This is a genomic window from Parasphingomonas frigoris (assembly GCF_036663815.1).
Classification (GTDB): domain Bacteria; phylum Pseudomonadota; class Alphaproteobacteria; order Sphingomonadales; family Sphingomonadaceae; genus Sphingomonas.
This window is the reverse complement of sequence record NZ_JAXOJQ010000004.1, coordinates 20,894-37,534: the sequence shown is the minus strand read 5'-3', so window position 1 is coordinate 37,534 and position 16,641 is coordinate 20,894. Positions and strand designations below refer to the sequence as shown.

Annotated in this window: 14 protein-coding genes and 1 tRNA gene; 10 read left to right on the top strand and 5 right to left on the bottom strand. The window is 68.3% G+C overall.

Annotated elements, in window-relative coordinates; translation table 11 throughout:
* Nucleotides 1–39: 39 nt before the first annotated feature.
* The 3 genes from addA to U1872_RS14755 all read left to right on the top strand — a co-directional run bounded on the left by addA (nt 40) and on the right by U1872_RS14755 (nt 4,423).
* On the top strand, nt 40–3,486 hold the full coding sequence (addA, locus tag U1872_RS14765) for a double-strand break repair helicase AddA (protein WP_332793680.1): 3,447 nt from the start codon (nt 40–42) through the stop codon (nt 3,484–3,486).
* 67 nt (nt 3,487–3,553) lie between these two features.
* Nucleotides 3,554–3,877 (top strand): thioredoxin TrxA, encoded by a 324-nt coding sequence (gene trxA / locus U1872_RS14760; RefSeq protein WP_332793679.1) that lies wholly within the window; start codon nt 3,554–3,556, stop codon nt 3,875–3,877.
* Between the two features lie 96 nt (nt 3,878–3,973).
* Entirely contained in the window at nt 3,974–4,423 is a 450-nt protein-coding gene (locus tag U1872_RS14755; RefSeq protein ID WP_332793678.1) for a hypothetical protein, read from the top strand.
* Between the two features lie 38 nt (nt 4,424–4,461).
* On the opposite strand, the gene U1872_RS14750 is transcribed toward U1872_RS14755, so the two are convergent.
* Nucleotides 4,462–5,367: a glutathione S-transferase family protein gene (locus U1872_RS14750; RefSeq protein WP_332793677.1), complete on the bottom strand. Its 906-nt coding sequence runs from the start codon at nt 5,365–5,367 to the stop codon at nt 4,462–4,464.
* Between the two features lie 65 nt (nt 5,368–5,432).
* Nucleotides 5,433–6,659, bottom strand: a complete 1,227-nt coding sequence (argJ, locus tag U1872_RS14745; RefSeq protein ID WP_332793676.1) for a bifunctional glutamate N-acetyltransferase/amino-acid acetyltransferase ArgJ — start codon at nt 6,657–6,659, stop codon at nt 5,433–5,435.
* Nucleotides 6,660–6,803: 144 nt separating this feature from the next.
* Here argJ and U1872_RS14740 point away from each other — a divergent pair, with 144 nt between their 5' ends.
* Nucleotides 6,804–7,067 (top strand): hypothetical protein, encoded by a 264-nt coding sequence (locus U1872_RS14740; protein WP_332793675.1) that lies wholly within the window; start codon nt 6,804–6,806, stop codon nt 7,065–7,067.
* An 85-nt stretch (nt 7,068–7,152) separates the two neighbouring features.
* Complete coding sequence (secA, locus tag U1872_RS14735; RefSeq protein ID WP_332793674.1) at nt 7,153–9,885, top strand: preprotein translocase subunit SecA; 2,733 nt, start codon at nt 7,153–7,155, stop codon at nt 9,883–9,885.
* Nucleotides 9,886–9,992: 107 nt separating this feature from the next.
* On the opposite strand, the gene U1872_RS14730 is transcribed toward secA, so the two are convergent.
* Nucleotides 9,993–10,592: a CC0125/CC1285 family lipoprotein gene (locus tag U1872_RS14730; protein ID WP_332793673.1), complete on the bottom strand. Its 600-nt coding sequence runs from the start codon at nt 10,590–10,592 to the stop codon at nt 9,993–9,995.
* A 294-nt stretch (nt 10,593–10,886) separates the two neighbouring features.
* Between U1872_RS14730 and U1872_RS14725 the strand changes: the two genes are divergently transcribed.
* From U1872_RS14725 to U1872_RS14715, 3 genes are all read left to right on the top strand, one after another.
* Nucleotides 10,887–11,471 (top strand): hypothetical protein, encoded by a 585-nt coding sequence (locus U1872_RS14725; RefSeq protein WP_332793672.1) that lies wholly within the window; start codon nt 10,887–10,889, stop codon nt 11,469–11,471.
* Between the two features lie 30 nt (nt 11,472–11,501).
* Nucleotides 11,502–12,038: a DUF2141 domain-containing protein gene (locus U1872_RS14720; RefSeq protein ID WP_332793671.1), complete on the top strand. Its 537-nt coding sequence runs from the start codon at nt 11,502–11,504 to the stop codon at nt 12,036–12,038.
* 62 nt (nt 12,039–12,100) lie between these two features.
* Nucleotides 12,101–12,175: transfer RNA gene (locus U1872_RS14715), tRNA-Asn, on the top strand.
* Between the two features lie 89 nt (nt 12,176–12,264).
* On the opposite strand, the gene U1872_RS14710 is transcribed toward U1872_RS14715, so the two are convergent.
* Together U1872_RS14710 and moaA are read right to left on the bottom strand one after the other, a co-directional pair.
* Complete coding sequence (locus U1872_RS14710) at nt 12,265–13,059, bottom strand: NAD kinase (protein WP_332793670.1); 795 nt, start codon at nt 13,057–13,059, stop codon at nt 12,265–12,267.
* The gene (gene moaA, locus U1872_RS14705; RefSeq protein ID WP_332793669.1) at nt 13,056–14,066 is read right to left on the bottom strand and encodes a GTP 3',8-cyclase MoaA; all 1,011 of its coding nucleotides are present in this window, start codon (nt 14,064–14,066) and stop codon (nt 13,056–13,058) included. Before moaA ends, U1872_RS14710 begins: the two co-directional genes overlap by 4 nt.
* Nucleotides 14,067–14,164: 98 nt before the next feature.
* Here moaA and U1872_RS14700 point away from each other — a divergent pair, with 98 nt between their 5' ends.
* Nucleotides 14,165–16,153, top strand: coding sequence for an EAL domain-containing protein (locus U1872_RS14700; protein WP_332793668.1), 1,989 nt, complete (start codon nt 14,165–14,167; stop codon nt 16,151–16,153).
* Nucleotides 16,154–16,168: 15 nt separating this feature from the next.
* Nucleotides 16,169–16,624 carry an SgcJ/EcaC family oxidoreductase gene (locus U1872_RS14695; protein ID WP_332793667.1) on the top strand — a complete coding sequence of 152 codons (456 nt, stop codon included), beginning with the start codon at nt 16,169–16,171 and terminating at the stop codon, nt 16,622–16,624.
* Nucleotides 16,625–16,641: the final 17 nt, after the last annotated feature.

The window sequence follows — 16,641 nt, the reverse complement described above, 5'->3', positions numbered from 1 at the left end:
CACCCCCAGCCCCTCCCTTTCAGGGAGGGGAGGAAGCGCATGACCGACACGCACACCCGTCGCCCGCTCCCGATCCTCAAGGACGCGCAGGCGCGTGCCAGCGATCCCGGCGGCCACGTCTGGCTGTCGGCGTCGGCCGGGACCGGCAAGACGCAAGTGCTCACCGCGCGCGTCTTCCGGCTGCTGCTGACCGGGGTCGATCCCGGCGCGATCCTGTGCCTGACCTTCACCAAAGCGGGCGCGGCCGAGATGGCGGGGCGGATCGGCGACCGGCTGGCGGCGTGGGTGCGGATGGCGGAGCCCGATCTCGTCTCCGACCTGCAGGCGCTCGGCGAGGATCCCACGCCGGCATTGCGCGCGCGGGCGCGGACGCTGTTTGCGCGGGTGCTCGATGCGCCGGGCGGCGGGATCCGTATCCAGACGATCCACGGCTTCTGCCAGAGCCTGCTCGCCGCCTTCCCGGTCGAGGCCGGGCTCGTCCCCGGCTTCCGCCCGATCGAGGCGCGCGAGGAAGCGGTGATGGCGCGCGAGGCGCTCGCCGAGATGCTGCTCGCCGCCGAGGCCGAGGGGCGCGAGCAGCCGATCACGACGGTCGGCACGCTCAGCCTGCGGCTGGGCGAGGGCGAGGCGGAGAAATTCCTGCTCGCCTGCGCCCGCGCGCCCGCGGCGATGGCCGAATTGCCGATGGGCGAGGGCGTCCGCCCGTTCGTCCGCCGCGCGCTCGATCTGCCGGCGGGCGACATCGAGAGCGAGATCGCCGAGGCGTGCGGCGACGGTACGCTCGATGTCGACGCGGTCGCGCGGCTGGCGGCGGCGAACCGCGCTTGGGGCACCGCGACCGGCGGGAACATGGCCGACATCGCCGAATGCTGGGTCGAGGCAGCGCCGGAGATGCGCGCGAAGATGTTGCGCGATCTTATCGGCGTACCCTTCACTGCGAAACGCGAGCCAAAGAAGTATCAAGCGAAGCTGCTCGCTGCCGACCCGGACTATGCCGAGCTCGCGATCGAGGTCGGCGAGACCTGCGCCCATCTGCTCGGCCTGCGCGAGCGCGCCGCCTATGCCGACCTGCTCGCCGATGCGCTGTCGGTCGGCCGCGATTATGCGGCGGCTTATGATCGCGCGAAGCGGCGGCTCGGTGCGGTCGATTTCGACGATCTGATCCGCGCGACGATCGGGCTGCTCGGGCAGCCCGGCATGGGCGAATGGGTCCGCTTCAAGCTCGACCAGACGACCGAGCACGTGCTGATCGACGAAGCGCAGGACACCAACCCCGAGCAATGGGCGATCATCCTCGCGATCGTCGAGGAGTTCTTCGCCGGCGAAGGCACGCAGGGCGAGCGCGTGCGGACGCTGTTCACCGTCGGCGATTTCAAGCAGGCGATCTTCGGCTTCCAGGGCACCGACCCCAAATTCTTCGCCGCCGCCGAACAGCGCATCGGCACGCTCGCGCGCGATGCCTGGGCGGCCGACGACGAGCAGCGGGCTGCCACCGGCACGATGCGCGCGCGGCCGTGGCACCGGCTGTCGCTGACCCAGTCGTTCCGCTCGACCCGGCCGGTGCTCGAATTCGTCGATGCCGCGATCGAGGCGCTGCCCGATCCCGGCCTCGGCGCGATCGCCGACCGCGAGGTCCATGCCAGCGAAGTGCCGGGCCCCGGCACCGTTACGCTGTGGCCGCTCGTCGTCGCCGGCGGCAGCGAGGAGGATGAGGAGGGCTGGATCTCGGATCCGACGCGTGAACTCGCGCGCCAGATCGCGCGGACGATCAAGGGGTGGATCGGCACGCTGATGCTCGAGAGCAAGGGCCGTACGCTGCGGCCCGAGGACATCATGATACTCGTCAAGCGGCGCGGCGAGCTCGCCTCGCTGATCGTCGCGCGGCTCTATGCCGAGGGCGTGCCCGTCGCCGGAGTCGACCGGCTGCGGCTCAACGCGCCGCTGTCGGTGCAGGATCTGCTCGCCGCGATCCGCTTCGTGCTCCAGCCGGAGGACGATCTGTCGCTCGCGTCGCTGCTGGTCTCGCCGCTGATCGGGTGGAGCCAGGAGCGGCTGATGCACGCCGCGCCGAAACGCTCGGTCAGCCTGTGGCGGCATCTGTCGACGACGCAGGATCGCAGCGCGATCGCGCCGTTGTTCACGATGCTGGCGCGCGCCGACATCGCGACGCCCTACCAGTTCCTCGAGGAACTGCTGTCGGGCCCACTCGGCGGGCGGCGCAATCTCGTGCGGCGGTTGGGCCAGGAGGCGCGCGATCCGATCGAGGAACTGCTCAGCGCCGCGCTCGATTTCGAGTCGCTCGGCACGCCGTCGCTGCAGCGCTTCCTCGACTGGTTCGATCGCGGCGAGGTCGAGATCAAGCGCGACCCGTCGGCGCCGCTCGACGCGGTGCGCGTGATGACCGCGCATGGCGCCAAGGGGCTGCAGGCGCCGCTGGTGATCCTCGCCGATGCCGCGGTCGACCCGACGCGCTCGCCGCGCTCGACGCTGAAGTGGCGCGCGGGCGAGATGGCGGCCGAGCTCCCCGTAATTCGTCCGCGCAAGGGCGAGGCGACCGGGCCGCTGGCAGACCTGGTCGAGGAAACCGCGGCGCGCGATCTCGAAGAGCATTGGCGGCTGTTCTACGTGGCGGCGACCCGCGCCGAGGAGCGGCTGGTGATCGCGGGGTCGCTTGGTCCCCTCGCCAAGGGTGAGCCGCCCGAGCAGAGCTGGTACGCCGCGTCGCGCCGCGCGATGGCCGCGCTCGGCATCGAGACCGAGGGCGCGCGCGAGTTCGTCGGGCGCACGCCGCAACGCCCGGTCGCGCCCGACCGGCGCGGCGCGCGTGCGGTCGTGCCGCATGATCCCGTCCCGGACTGGGCTTCGCGCCCGGCGCCGCAGGAAGCGCGTCCGCCGCGTCCGCTCGCACCGTCGTCGCTCGGCGAGGATGCCGTTGCCGATGCGCCGCCGACGCCGGCGATGCGCGCGGCGGCGGAGCGTGGTCGGTTGATTCATGCGCTGTTCGAGCGCTTGCCGTCGGTCGCGCCCGAGGCGCGAGCCGCGGCGGCGGACCGCTGGCTTGCGCGGACCGGCGCGATCGAGGATCCGGCTGAGCGCGCCGCGATCGTCGCGCCGGTGCTCGCGGTTCTCGACGATCCCGCGCTCGCCGACCTGTTCGGTGCGCAGGCGCTGGCCGAGGCGCCGATCGCGGCGGTGCTGCCCGACGGGTTCGTCGTGTCGGGCACGGTCGATCGCCTGCTGGTCGAGCCGAACCGCGTTCGGCTGGTCGACTTCAAGACCGGGCGCAGCGTGCCCGACAGTCTCGCCGCGATCCCGTCTTATCATGTCCGCCAGATGGCGGCCTATGTCGCGGCGCTCGGGGTGATCTTCCCCGGTCGCACGATCGAGGCGGCGTTGCTCTACACCAGCGGGCCTTTGCTCCACACACTTCCGCCCGCGTTGATCGCGGCGCACAAGCCCGGCTTTGGGCCGGCGGAGCAAAGCTAGGCTTCAAGCGCTTGAGTGTGGCGCCAACGCGTCTTACCTTTGCGGTAACATCAAGGAGTTTTTCATCATGGCCACCAAGACGATCACCGACGCAAGCTGGGATGCCGACGTCACCAACGCGACCGGCCCGGTGCTGGTCGATTTCTGGGCGGAATGGTGCGGCCCGTGCAAGATGATCGGGCCGAGCCTCGAGGAAATCTCCGAGGAACTCGGCGAGCAGGTGACGATCGCCAAGCTCAACATCGACGACAATCCCGATGCGCCGGGCAAGTTCGGCGTGCGCGGCATTCCGACGATGATCCTGTTCAAGAACGGCGCGCCTGCCGCGACCAAGGTCGGCGCCGAGCCCAAGGGGCGGTTGAAGGCGTGGCTCGAGGGCGAGCTCGCCTAAGCCGCTCTAACGCAAGTTATTTGAACTAAAGCCAAAATAGCGAATACTCCTCCCGGTGCGGGCGCACCTACGCGTCCGTCCGGGGGGGATTTCATCATGATCTACAGGCGTGTTGGCGCAGCGTTCGTCGCTGTGTCGCTGATGACGGGGTGCGCGACGGTTACCCGAGGCACCAAGCAGAAATTCGAGATCGTGTCGCAGCCGCCGGGCGCGGACGTCAGCATGACCACCGGTCAGAGTTGCGTTACGCCGTGCAAGCTGAAGCTGAAGCGCAAGGCCGGCTTCACCGCGACGATCAGCAAGGCCGGCTTCACCCCGGCGCAGGTCGTCGTCGAGAGCAAGATGCATGGCGGGGGAACCGCAGGGCTTGCCGGCAACATGCTGGCGGGCGGGGTTATCGGCATCGTCGTCGATGCCGGCAACGGCTCGCTCAACGACCTGTCGCCCAATCCGATCATCGTGACGCTTGTTGCGGATGGTGGTGCAGCCCCGATCGCCGCTGCCGCGCCGTCGGAGCCACCAGCTACTGTCGCGCCAAAACCGTAAGCGTATCGCCGGGGCCGTTTGCGCGGCCCCGGTTTCGATCAGGCCGGCAGCAGGATCTGCCCGATCCGCGGGAAATGCACCGCGACGCGCCCGACCTGCGGATCGTCGCGCAGCAGCACGACGTCGTGCGCGGTGAGCCGCGCGAGCGTGCCGGCGACGGGGTTCGCACCCGGGTCCTCGGTGCGGATCGTGACGCTTTGCCCCGCGGTGAAGCCCGAGGCGGGATCAACCGATTCGGCGATGTCGGGCTCGGCCTCGCGCGCGATCGTCAGCGCGTCGGCGGCGCTTAGCTCCTGCGGCGTACCGTGGCCGATCTCGCCGACTCGCGCGAACCAGGCCGCGAGGTGCGGAAAGGGAGCGGTCCGCGCCGCTAGCAGTCCGAAACCGCCCTGGAACCACACGTTCATCCCCGCCGCGCAATCGGCATAGCCCGGCGCGTCGCCGCCCAGGAACGCCCGTCCGTCCGCCAGTGCATCGTCGATCCGCGCCAGCCAGCCGGTGAATTGCGCGAGCAGATGCGGCGCGCCCTTGGCGACGCGGTCGCGATCGAAGCCGAACAGTGCCTTGCGATCCTCGAAGAAGGAATCGGGAATGCGATCGAGAAACGGCGCCATCGCCGATCCGACTGCCTGGCTGAAGGTCGTGCCGCCGGCCTGGAGCGCGAGCAGCGCATGCAGGCGGCCGAGCGGGGCGGGGAACAGCGTCGGGTCGGGAAGCGCGGCCTCGATCGCCTCGATCGCCACGGCCGTGTCGCAATAGATGTCGGCGCCGATCTGGAGCACCGGCGTCTTGCGATAGCCGCCCGTCAGCGGGGTCAGCTCGGGCTTCGGCGCGACGTCGGGGATGATGACCGAGCGCCACGCCGCGCCCTTGATGCCGAGCGCGATGCGCAGCAGCTCGCTATAGGGCGAGCGTGGATAGTGGTGGAGGATGATCTCGGGCATCGTGGCTCTCCTGTTTTTTTGTTTTTTTGTTTTTATCCTCCCCGGCGAGGGGGGGACACAACGCCTCAGCTGCGATAATCCGCGTTGATCGAGATGTAGCCGTGCGTCAGGTCGCACGTCCACACCGTCGCCTTGCCGTCGCCGAGGCCGATGGCGACGCCGATCTCGATATCCTGGCCCTTCAGGTGCGCGGCGACCGGTGCCTCGTCATAGCCGACGACGGCGAGCCCGCCCTGCGCCACCTGCGTGTCGCCGAAGCGGATCGCGAGGCTGTCGCGCTCGGCGGGCTCGCCTGCCTTGCCGACCGCCATCACGACGCGGCCCCAATTGGCGTCCTCGCCGGCGATCGCGGTCTTGACCAGTGGCGAGTTGGCGATGCTCAGCGCGATCGTGCGTGCGCTCGCGTCGCTGTCGGCGCCGGTGACGGCGATCTCGATGAACTTGGTCGCGCCTTCGCCGTCGCGCACGACGAGATGCGCGAGTTGCAGGCACAGGTCGGACAGCGCCGCGCGGAAGGCGTCGGCACCGGCATCGGCGGCGTCGGCGAGCGGCGTGTTGCCCGCCTTGCCGGTGGCGAAGGCGAGCACGCTGTCGCTGGTCGAGGTGTCGCTGTCGACGGTGATGCACGAGAAGCTCGCACAGTTCGCCTCGCTCAGCGCGGCCTGGAGGAAGGCGGGCTCGACCGCGGCGTCGGTGAAGATGAAGCCGAGCATCGTCGCCATGTCGGGCGCGATCATCCCCGAGCCCTTGATGATCCCGACCAGCGTGACGGTGCGCCCGTCGACCACTGCGGTCGTCATCGCCGCCTTGGCGAAGGTGTCGGTCGTGCCGATCGTGTTGGTCGCCTCTTCCCACGAGCAGGGCGCGGCGGCGAAGGCGGCGTCGAGCCCGGCCTCGGCCTTGTCGATCGGCAGCGGCACGCCGATCACGCCGGTAGAGGCCACGAAGATATCGGACGGCCGGCAACCGAGTTGCCCCGCCGCGCGTGCCGCGATCGCTTCGACCGCAGCGCGGCCGCGCGCGCCGGTGAAGGCGTTGGCGTTGCCGGCGTTGACGACCATCGCGCGCGCCTGGCCGAGCACCAGCGCGGCACGGCACCATTCGACCTCGGGCGAGGGGCATTTGCTCTGCGTCAGGACGCCTGCGACGCTGGTGCCGGGATCGAGCGTGATGAAGGTCAGGTCGGTGCGCTCCCACGCCTTGTAGCCGGCACGCGCGACATGCGGCGTGACCCCGGCGATCTGCGGCAGGGCGGGGAAGGGGCGGGCGAGCGGGGAGCGCGGGCTGGTCATGCCTGCCGTCATAGAAGCCGCGCGGCGAGAGACAATATCGCAGTTACGGGGCAGGCCGTGCGGGCGTCTCGTTCTATCCCGCAGGCGCATCTGCGCGCGAGATGCTGGACGTGCGCGCGGATAGTCCCTAGATCGCGCGTAGCCATGCCATTTCTGCTGCTTCTCTCTGCTCTCCTGACTGCGCTCACCGGCGCGGTGACGGGCGTGCGGTCGGTCGAGATCAGCACGCAATGCCCGGCCGCTGCGGTCGATGCGCACCGCATCGTCGCCGCCGCCGGGCCGATCCTGGCGGGGCATCTGCATCTGCTCGGCACGTTCGGCGTGACGGCGTCGTTCGCGCTCGATGCGGCCGCGCCGATCGTCCGCATCGCGGCGCCGCGTTTCTATCTGGATCGCCCGCGGGCTTGATCCGGCGGCGCTGATCGCGCCCGCCAACCGTTCTTCACATCTGCGCCGCCTTTGCGCGCGTCCCTTCATCGTACAGGAATTCTGCATGTTCGGCGGCATTGCCAAAACGCTTTTCGGTTCGTCCAACGACCGCTACGTCAAATCGCTCGGTGCGATCGTCACCAAGATCAACGACTTCGAGCCCGTCATCTCGGCAATGTCCGACGAGGATCTGTCGGCGCAGACGATGCGCTTCCGCGAGCGGCTCGCCGCCGAAGAGAAGCTCGACGACCTCCTGCCCGAAGCCTTCGCCACGGTGCGCGAAGCCGCCAAGCGGGCGCTCGGCCAGCGGCATTATGACGTGCAGATGATCGGCGGCATCGTGCTCCATCGCGGCGAGATCGCCGAGATGCGCACCGGCGAGGGCAAGACGCTCGTCGCCACGCTCGCCACCTATCTTAACGCGCTGCCGGGCAAGGGCGTCCACGTCATCACCGTCAACGACTATCTGGCGGCGCGCGATGCCGGCTGGATGGCACAGGTCTACAATTTCCTCGGCATGACGGTCGGCGTGATCGTGCCGAACCTGTCGGACCAGCAGCGGCTCGACGCCTATGCCGCCGACATCACTTACGGCACGAACAACGAGTTCGGCTTCGATTATCTGCGCGACAACATGAAGTATGACCGCGAATCGATGGTCCAGCGGCCGTTCGCGATGGCGATCGTCGACGAAGTCGATTCGGTGCTGATCGACGAGGCGCGCACGCCGCTGATCATTTCGGGCCCGACCGACGACAAGTCCGACCTGTATCGCTCGGTCGATCTCGTCGTGAAGCAGCTCGCCGCCGAGGATTACGAGAAGGACGAGAAGCAGAAGTCGATCATCCTGACCGAGGACGGCACCGAGAAGGTCGAGCGGATGCTCGAGGCGGCCGGGCTGCTCGAGGGCGCGAACCTCTACGATTTCGAGAACACGCAGGTGGTCCACCACCTCAACCAGGCGCTGCGCGCCAACATGATGTTCAAGGCCGACACCGATTACATCGTCAAGGACGGCAAGGTCATCATCATCGACGAGTTCACTGGCCGCATGATGGACGGGCGCCGCTGGTCGGACGGTCTGCACCAGGCGGTCGAGGCCAAGGAAGGCGTCGACATCGAGCCCGAGAACCAGACGATGGCCTCGATCACCTTTCAGAACTATTTCCGCATGTACCCCAAGCTCGCCGGCATGACCGGCACCGCAGCGACCGAGGCGGCCGAATTCTACGACATCTACAAGATGAACGTGGTGACGATCCCGACCAATGTCGGCGTCAAGCGCGTCGACGAGGAAGACGAATTCTACAAGGACACCGCCGACAAGTTCGCGGCGATCGCCAAGAAGATCAAGCATCACGCCGATCTCGGTCAGCCGGTGCTGGTCGGCACCGTCTCGATCGAGAAGTCCGAGCTGCTCAGCGACTTCCTCGTCAAGGAAGGCGTCGAGCACGCAGTCCTCAACGCGCGCCAGCATGAGCGCGAGGCGCACATCGTCGCACAGGCTGGCCGCGCCGGTGCGGTGACGATCGCCACCAACATGGCGGGCCGCGGCACCGACATTCAGCTCGGCGGCAATCTCGAATTCCTCGTCAATGACGAGCTCGCTGACATGCCCGAGGGGCCGGAGCGCGAGGCGGCGATTGCCAAGATCAAGGAACAGATCGCAGCCGAGAAGGCGGCGGTGCTCGCCGCCGGCGGGCTGTTCGTGCTCGGCACCGAGCGCCATGAAAGCCGCCGCATCGACAACCAGCTGCGTGGCCGTTCGGGGCGCCAGGGCGATCCCGGCCTCAGCCGCTTCTATCTCAGCCTCGACGACGATCTGCTGCGCATCTTCGGGCCGGACACGCTGTTCGCCAAGATGATGCGCAACAATATCGGCGATGGCGAGGCGATCGGCAGCAAGTGGCTGTCGAAGGCGATCGAGACCGCGCAGAAGAAGGTCGAGGCACGCAACTACGACATCCGCAAACAGGTCGTCGAATATGACGACGTGATGAACGACCAGCGCAAGGTGATCTACGAGCAGCGCGCCGACATCATGGATGCCGACACCGTCGGCGACGTGGTCGAGGACATGCGCGCCGAGACGGTCAACACGATCGTCGGTGGCGCCTGCCCTCCGGGTACGTATCCCGAGCAGTGGAACATCGAGGGGATGAAGGCGCAGCTCGCCGAGACGCTCAACCTCGAGCCGCAGATCGAGGCGTGGCTCGAGGAAGAGGCGATCGACCCCGAGATCATCGAGCAACGCGTCCAGACGATGGCCGACGAGCTGATCGCCGAGAAGGCCGCCTCGCTCGACCCGGAGACCTGGGTGCGCGTCGAGAAGTCGATCCTGCTGCAGAATCTCGACCATCACTGGAAGGAGCATCTGGCCACGCTCGATGCGCTCCGCCAGGTCGTCCACCTGCGCGCCTATGCGCAGAAGACGCCGATCAACGAGTATAAGCAGGAAGCCTTCTCGCTGTTCGAGCGGATGCTCGCCAACATCCGCGAGGATGTGACGCGGACGATCGCCTTCGCGCAGTTCCAGCTCGAGGAAGCGCCGGCGCTGCCGACGCTGCCCGACTTCATCACGACGCATTTCGACCCGTTCATGGGCGAGGATGATTCGATGGACAATGATGGCGGGGCGGGGCTGATCACGACGCGGATCGCGCCGATGTCGATCCCGCAGCCCGACGGCAGCGAGATCGGGCAGGATCCGGCGCAGTGGGACGGCAACGTCAGCCGCAACGCGCCGTGCCCGTGCGGGTCGGGGCGCAAGTACAAGCATTGCCACGGCGCTGTCTGAGGGGCGGTGTAAGCCGCCTGCTACGGCGCGCCTACCGCGCCGCACGCGCATGAAAAAGGCCCCGTGCTCGCGCACGGGGCCTTTTCTCGTTTCTTGGCCGGTCGCGCTTACTTCGGCGTGACGATGCTCGGCCCGAGGTTGGCGACCACCTCATGCGCATCGAACGCGCGGATGTTGTCCTTCGGCTTGGGGCCCTTGCCGATCACGATCTCGGCATTCGCCTCATATTTGTCGATCGTGTCGATATCGATCCCGCGATCGAAGAAGGGATCGCCGAAATAGGGATCCCACGAGCGCCAGCCGAAACCGCGGCCACGGTAGCGCCAGCTCGGGCCCCAGTAACCGCCACCGAAGCCACCACCAAAGCCGAAGCCGCCACCCAGGCTCGGCGTCGAATAGGTGCGCGAGCGGCGATCGACGTCACGGTCGGCGAAGACGAAATAATCGCCGCCATTCTGCAGGGTCAATTCGGCCGCGCGGAACAGGAGGTACTTCTCGACGGTGTCGCGCGACGTGTAGCTGTTGCCCGAGAAGCTGACCATGAAGCGGTTCGCCTCGATCTGGCGGTCGCTGTAGCCCGAACGTTCGAACCCGCGGCCAACCGCCGGGCGATAGGTCGATTCGGTCGCACAGGCCGACGTGAGCAAGGTAACGGCACCGAGCGCGCCGATGATGGAAGTTCGCAAAAGGGAGGAAGGTATCGGCATGTCGATCTCCAGAGGCGGTCCTGTGCGGCGAACCGTGCCGTTCGGGCCATGAAGCGCAGAACGATCAACGCGGCGCAAGGCTCCGAGCAATCGACTGGTCGCGATTTCCGTAGGCGCTTGAAGATGAACACAGACTGACATCCGTCACGCTGCGCCAGCAAACGTTTCGTCGCTATCCAAGGCCGCTTCGCCGCAGCGCAGATCGGGCGATGGCGGTTCGGCGGATGCAGCGCCGTCTGTGAGGCAGGACGGCAATGCGGCGGGGGCCAAATTGACGATCCGGGGGGTACGCAGATGCGGATGGCGCTCGGGGTTTCGGTGGTGATGGCGGTGCTGGTGCCGGCCGTGGCGTTCGCCGGCCCGGTCGACCTTGTCGCCCCGAGCATCGTCCAGACCGTCGGAAGCATCATCCCGGTCGAGACAAAGCTTTCGCCCGATTTTCGCGTCCGTGCCGATCTGCTCACCGCCTCGGCAACGATCAACCCGTTGAGCGACCCGGCCGGGGCGATGCAGCACCGCTTCGCCAGTTCGATGATCGATTATTATCCGCTGGGGGGCGGTTTGCGGCTCTCTGCGGGGGTGCGCTTCTTCGCGGTGACCAATTTCCTCAAGGACGCCGAGAAGGCCACGGGCGGGCTGCTCTACAACCCACGGCTGCCCGGCAGCGGTTCCGCGGTGCGCACCGGGTTCAGCCGCCATACGCCGGCCGCGACGATCGGCTATACCGGGACCGTCCGCAACGTGCTGGTCGGAGTGGAGGCGGGAAGCCTGTTCGGCAATGCCAATGCCAATCTGCCACGCTCTATGGAGCGACTGAGCAATCGCGCGCGCGGCGGGGTCAATCCGATCGCCAATCTGGTGTTCGGATGGCGCTTCTAGATCCGGCCGAGCGCCACACAGGGAACTGACATGACGACGATCGCTTCTTTGGCCCTCTCTCTGGCGCTGGGTGCAGCGCTCACGACCCTATCGCCCGGCTCGGCGAGCGCCGGCGGCGTGATGGGCGTCGATGCGGCGCATTGCACCTCGGGCCACGGCCCGGCGATCCAGGTCAACGTGCTCGATCTCAAGGACCGGCGCGGACAGCTCAAGCTCGAACTCTATCCCGCCAATCCCACCGATTTCATGCGGTCGGACACCGAATTGCTGTCCGAGGGCAAGGTGTTCCGCCGTGTCACGGTCGAGGCGCCGGTTACCGGGGAAGTGGCGATGTGCATCCGCGTGCCGCATCCGGGGCGCTACGCCTTGCTGTTTCTTCATTCGCGCCGCGCGCAGGACAAGTTCGACTTCTGGCAGGACGGCGTCGGGCTGCGCGCCAACACGCGGATCGGGCGCGCGCGGCCGTCGGTGGCGAATGCGGCGGTCGAGGTGGGGGGCGGCGTCGCGGTGCTCGATATCAAGACGCAATATCTGCGCGGATTGGGCGGATTCAGCCCCTCGCGATAAAAGCGCAATACGGGCCTTGCGCGTTTGCGAAAGCCGCTGCTATAGGCACGCCACTGCAGTGTTCCCCGATAGCTCAGCGGTAGAGTAGGTGACTGTTAATCACTTGGTCGTTGGTTCGAATCCAACTCGGGGAGCCATTTTTCGCAGGGTCGAAGTCGAGCAGCGCCAGCGCCGACCAGCCGCCACGCAGAGCAACTAGCCTTCAAGCAAGTCGGCTAGCCGCCCGTCAGACCGCAAACTGTTCCATCGTGATGCGATCGTCGAGCGCATGTTCGGGATCAAACAACAGCGTCAGCTCGCGCGCCCGGTCGATCACCACCTCCACACAGGCAACGTCGCGAATCTCGCGCTGGTCGGCGACCGCGCTGACCGGGCGCTTGCCCGGATCGAGCACGCGCAGCGTGATCCGCGCCTTGTCGGGCAGGATCGCGCCACGCCAGCGTCGCGGCCGGAACGGGCTGATCGGCGTCAGCGCGAGCATGTTCGAGCCGAGCGGCAGGATCGGCCCCTGCGCCGACAGATTATAGGCGGTCGAGCCCGCCGGGGTCGCGACGAGGATGCCGTCGCAGGCGAGTTCCGGCAGCACGACGCGGTCGTTGACGGTGACCTCGAGCTTGGCGGTCTGGCGCGTCTCGCGCAGCAACGAGACTTCGTTGATCGCGGGCAGCGCGATGCTCTCGCCGCTGACGGTGGTCGCGGTCATCGCCAGCGGCACGACCTTGAACGGCTTGACCCGCTCGAGCCGCGTATCGAGCCCGTGCGGCCGCCATTCGTTCATCAGGAAGCCGACGGTGCCAAGGTTCATGCCGAACACCGGCACGACCGGCTTGCGGCGCTCGAGCATGGCATGGAGCGTCTGGAGCATGAAGCCGTCGCCGCCGAGCGCGACGATCAGCTCGGCCTCCTCGACCGGCACCCATTCGTGGCTGTCGGCCAGCAGCGCCGCCGCTGCCTGCGCCTGGGCGGTCGGCGAGGCGACCAGCGCGCGGCGCAGCGTGGCGACATTGGGGAGGGCGGTCATCCGCCGGTGACGCTCATGTGCCGGGCGACCGCGGGGGCCGGGGCGTCGATGTCGAAATCGTGTCGGGCAGGCTTGGTCAGCATCGCGGCGTCGAGCGCGGCATCGAGGCCGCCGACGCCCTCGCCGCGCAGGATCGCCTTGAGATCGACCTGATCGTCATGCCCGAGGCAGGTGTAGAGGACGCCCTCGGTGGTCAGCCGCACGCGGTTGCATGTATCGCAGAAATTGGCGGTCAGCGGCGAGATCAGCCCGAGCTTCGTATCGGTGCCCGCCACCCGCCAGTAGCGCGCCGGGCCACCGCTGCGATGCGCGTCGCGCGCCAGCGGGAAGCGCGCCGCCAGCGCGTCGAACACCTCGGGCAGCGGCAGGAAGCGGTTGGTGCGATCCTCCTCGATCTGGCCGAGCGGCATCGTCTCGATCAGCGTCAGGTCGAGCCGTTCGTCGATGCACCATTGCAGCATCGGCGCGATCTCATGCTCGTTGAGGCCTTTCAGCGCGACCATGTTGATCTTGACCGCAATCCCGGCATCGCGCGCGGCGAGGATGCCGGCGATCACCCGGTCGACGTCGCCGTGGCGGGTGATGTAGCGGAAGGTCTCGGCATCGAGGCTGTCGAGGCTGACGTTGATCCGCCGCATCCCCGCCGCGACCATCGCCTCGGCATGTTGCGCCAGCGCGTTGCCGTTGGTCGTCATCGTCAGTTCTTCGAGCCCGCCACGCGGCCCGGTGACCCCGACGTGGCGCCCGAGCCGCTCGACCAGCTGGATCACGTCGCGCCGCACCAGCGGCTCGCCGCCGCTCAGCCGGATCTTGGTGATGCCGCGCGCGATGAAGCGCTCGGCGATGACCGCGATTTCCTCGAGGCTGAGCAGAGCCGCCTTGGGCAGGAAGGTCATCTGCTCGGCCATGCAGTAGCGGCAGCGCAGGTCGCAGCGATCCGTGACGGAAATCCGCAGATAGCTGATCGTGCGGCCGTGGCGATCGACGAGTTGGGGTGCGCTGGACATTGTTTTCCGAGCTAAGGGTTCGTGTCCATACGAACAAGGGCGATTGCGGTTGCGATCACCCTCTTCTTTAACCCGGATTGGCGCACTAGGGTCGGCCTATGATCGCCGCGCAACCCGCACCCCTCTTCATCCTGTCCTTTCGCCAGCGCGACGAACTCGCCTCCTTGGCCGCAGGGGCCGGCTGGCAGGTCGTCGCGGCGCGGCGCGAAGGCGGGGCGGAGCGACGCTTCCTGTCGAGCGGTGCGTCGGTCGCGGTGATCGACGCCCGCGGTGCGCCGGGCGACGGGGTGCGCGCGGCGCGGACGATGAGCGGCGCAATCGAGGCCAATGGCGGGGCGATGCTCGCCTTGGTGTCGCGCGGCGAGATCGCGACCATCGCGGCGTTGTTCGATGCCGGCGCGACGCATTTCCTGGCGAGCCCGTTCAGCGAGGCCGAGTTCCTGCAGGCGCTGCGCTTTGCCGCGCGGCATGCCGAACGAATGGCGCGCGAATGGGCGGCGGGGCCGGTCGTCGCGCCGCTCGGCTGGCGCTACGATCTGGCGAGCGCGACGCTGATCCTGACGCCGGGTCTCGCGACGCTGCTCGGGATCGACGATGCGCCGGGGGTTCGCGAGATGCTGCGCCGGCTCGACGCGGGCGACCGCTCGGCGGCGCTGGCGGCGTTGCGGCGGATGTCGTCGGCGCGGCGCGCGACGGCGTTCGCGCATGATTGCGACATGGCGGGGGTGGGGCGGATCGTCCAGCACCTCCAGCTCGACCTCGCCGCCGGGCGGATCGATGCCGTGCTCGAACCGCTCGGCAGCGCGCCCGAACCCGCCGCCGAATTGCGCGAGACGCTGGCCGGCGCGCGGGACGCCGGCAGCGCGCGGCGCTGGCTGGCGCGCATGCTCGAGACGCCAGCGGACGTGCCGCTGCATGCCATGCTGATCGCGCTCAACCGCTTCGACATGGTCAACACCGCTTATGGCCGCGCGACCGGCGACGCCTTGCTGCGCAGCGCGCAGAAGCGGATCGACGACGTCGTGCGCGAAGTGCTCGGGCGCGAGGCGCTGGTCGCGCGGATGAGCGGATCGACCTTCGTCGTCGCCGCGCGCGCGCCGCGCGTGCGGATCGACCTCGCGGTCGAGCGGATCGCGGGCGAACTGGCGCGCCCGTTCGTGACGGGCGATTCGATCGCGGTGCTCGGTTGCCGGATCGGGCTGGCCGAGGCGTTGCCGGTCGACAGCGCCGCCAGCCTGCTGCGCCGCGCGAGCGAGGCGCTGGCCGAAGCGCGCGAGTCCGACACCGCGACGATGCGTGTCGCCGATGCGATCGACGGCGAGGCGCCGATCGACCGGCTCGCGATCGACCTCAACCATGCGCTCGAGCGCGGCGAGATCGGCGTGCTGCTCCAGCCGCAGGTGTCGGTCTCGACCGGCGCGATCGTCGGGGTCGAGGCGCTGGCGCGGTGGGAGCATGCCGTGCTCGGCACGATCGGCGCCGAGACTTTGTTCGCCGCGGCGGCGCGCGCCGATCTCGAGATCGGGCTGTCGGACCATATCCAGCAGGTCGTGCTGGCGCAGGCGGCGGCGTGGCCGGCCGCGCTGTCGGGGTTGCGGCTGTCGCTCAACCTCACCGCGGGCGACATCGCCCGGCCGGGATTTGCCGACCTGTTCCTCGACCGCGTCGATTCGAGCGGCTTCCCGCGCACGCGGCTCACGCTCGAGATTACCGAGAGCGGGCTGATCGAGGATCTCGGCATCGCCTCGGCCCTGCTGTCGATGCTGCGCGGTGCGGGGTGCCGGGTCGCGATCGACGATTTCGGGACGGGCTATTCGAGCCTCGCGTATCTGAAGGCGCTGCCACTCGATTATCTCAAGATCGACAAGAAGCTCGCGCAGGATATCACGGGGAGCCCGCGCGACCGCATCGTCGTGCGCGGCGTGATCGACATGGCGCGTTCGCTCGGGCTGACAGTGATCGCGGAGGGTGTCGAGACCGAGGATCAGCTCGAGGCGCTGGCGAAGGAGGGGTGCCAGATCTATCAAGGCTTCCTGTGCGCCGAGCCGATCTCGGTGGCTGCGCTGGTCGAATTGGTGGGACGCTAAGGGGGAGTTTTGGACATGACGGGTCTTGCCGCGATTTTGCTCTCCATCGCCGCGCCGCTCGCGGCCGCTCCCGGCCCCGCGCCGAGCGCCGCGGTGGCTGCACCGCAAGCGGGCGTCGAGGCGGCGATGGCCGACAGCGCGGCCGGGTGGAATGCCGGCGACCTGGCGCGCTTCATGGCGGTCTATTCGGACGCGCCCGACACCAGTTTCGTCACGAAGACCGGCGTGCTGCGCGGCAAGGCGGTGATGGCCGAGCGCTATCGCACCAAATATGATTTCGCGAATGCCGGGAAGCGCGGGGTGCTGACCTTCGTCACGCTCGACTTCCGGCTGCTCGATCGCGCGCATGCGCTCTACATCGGGCGCTATACGCTGCGCGCCGGCGATGGCAGCGAGCAGTCGGGGATGACGTCGCTCGTGTTCCGCAAGGAGCCGGGCGGCTGGCGGATCATCGCCGACCATAGCTCCTGATCAGCGCACGCCCGATC

Bases quoted from the DNA above. Each gene is read 5' to 3' on its own strand.
- addA (WP_332793680.1), top strand. From the start codon at position 40: ATGACCGACACGCACACCCGTCGCCCGCTCCCGATCCTCAAGGACGCG.
- trxA (WP_332793679.1), top strand. From the start codon at position 3,554: ATGGCCACCAAGACGATCACCGACGCAAGCTGGGATGCCGACGTCACC.
- U1872_RS14755 (WP_332793678.1), top strand. From the start codon at position 3,974: ATGATCTACAGGCGTGTTGGCGCAGCGTTCGTCGCTGTGTCGCTGATG.
- U1872_RS14750 (WP_332793677.1), bottom strand. From the start codon at position 5,367: ATGCCCGAGATCATCCTCCACCACTATCCACGCTCGCCCTATAGCGAG.
- argJ (WP_332793676.1), bottom strand. From the start codon at position 6,659: ATGACCAGCCCGCGCTCCCCGCTCGCCCGCCCCTTCCCCGCCCTGCCG.
- U1872_RS14740 (WP_332793675.1), top strand. From the start codon at position 6,804: ATGCCATTTCTGCTGCTTCTCTCTGCTCTCCTGACTGCGCTCACCGGC.
- secA (WP_332793674.1), top strand. From the start codon at position 7,153: ATGTTCGGCGGCATTGCCAAAACGCTTTTCGGTTCGTCCAACGACCGC.
- U1872_RS14730 (WP_332793673.1), bottom strand. From the start codon at position 10,592: ATGCCGATACCTTCCTCCCTTTTGCGAACTTCCATCATCGGCGCGCTC.
- U1872_RS14725 (WP_332793672.1), top strand. From the start codon at position 10,887: ATGCGGATGGCGCTCGGGGTTTCGGTGGTGATGGCGGTGCTGGTGCCG.
- U1872_RS14720 (WP_332793671.1), top strand. From the start codon at position 11,502: ATGACGACGATCGCTTCTTTGGCCCTCTCTCTGGCGCTGGGTGCAGCG.
- U1872_RS14710 (WP_332793670.1), bottom strand. From the start codon at position 13,059: ATGACCGCCCTCCCCAATGTCGCCACGCTGCGCCGCGCGCTGGTCGCC.
- moaA (WP_332793669.1), bottom strand. From the start codon at position 14,066: ATGTCCAGCGCACCCCAACTCGTCGATCGCCACGGCCGCACGATCAGC.
- U1872_RS14700 (WP_332793668.1), top strand. From the start codon at position 14,165: ATGATCGCCGCGCAACCCGCACCCCTCTTCATCCTGTCCTTTCGCCAG.
- U1872_RS14695 (WP_332793667.1), top strand. From the start codon at position 16,169: ATGACGGGTCTTGCCGCGATTTTGCTCTCCATCGCCGCGCCGCTCGCG.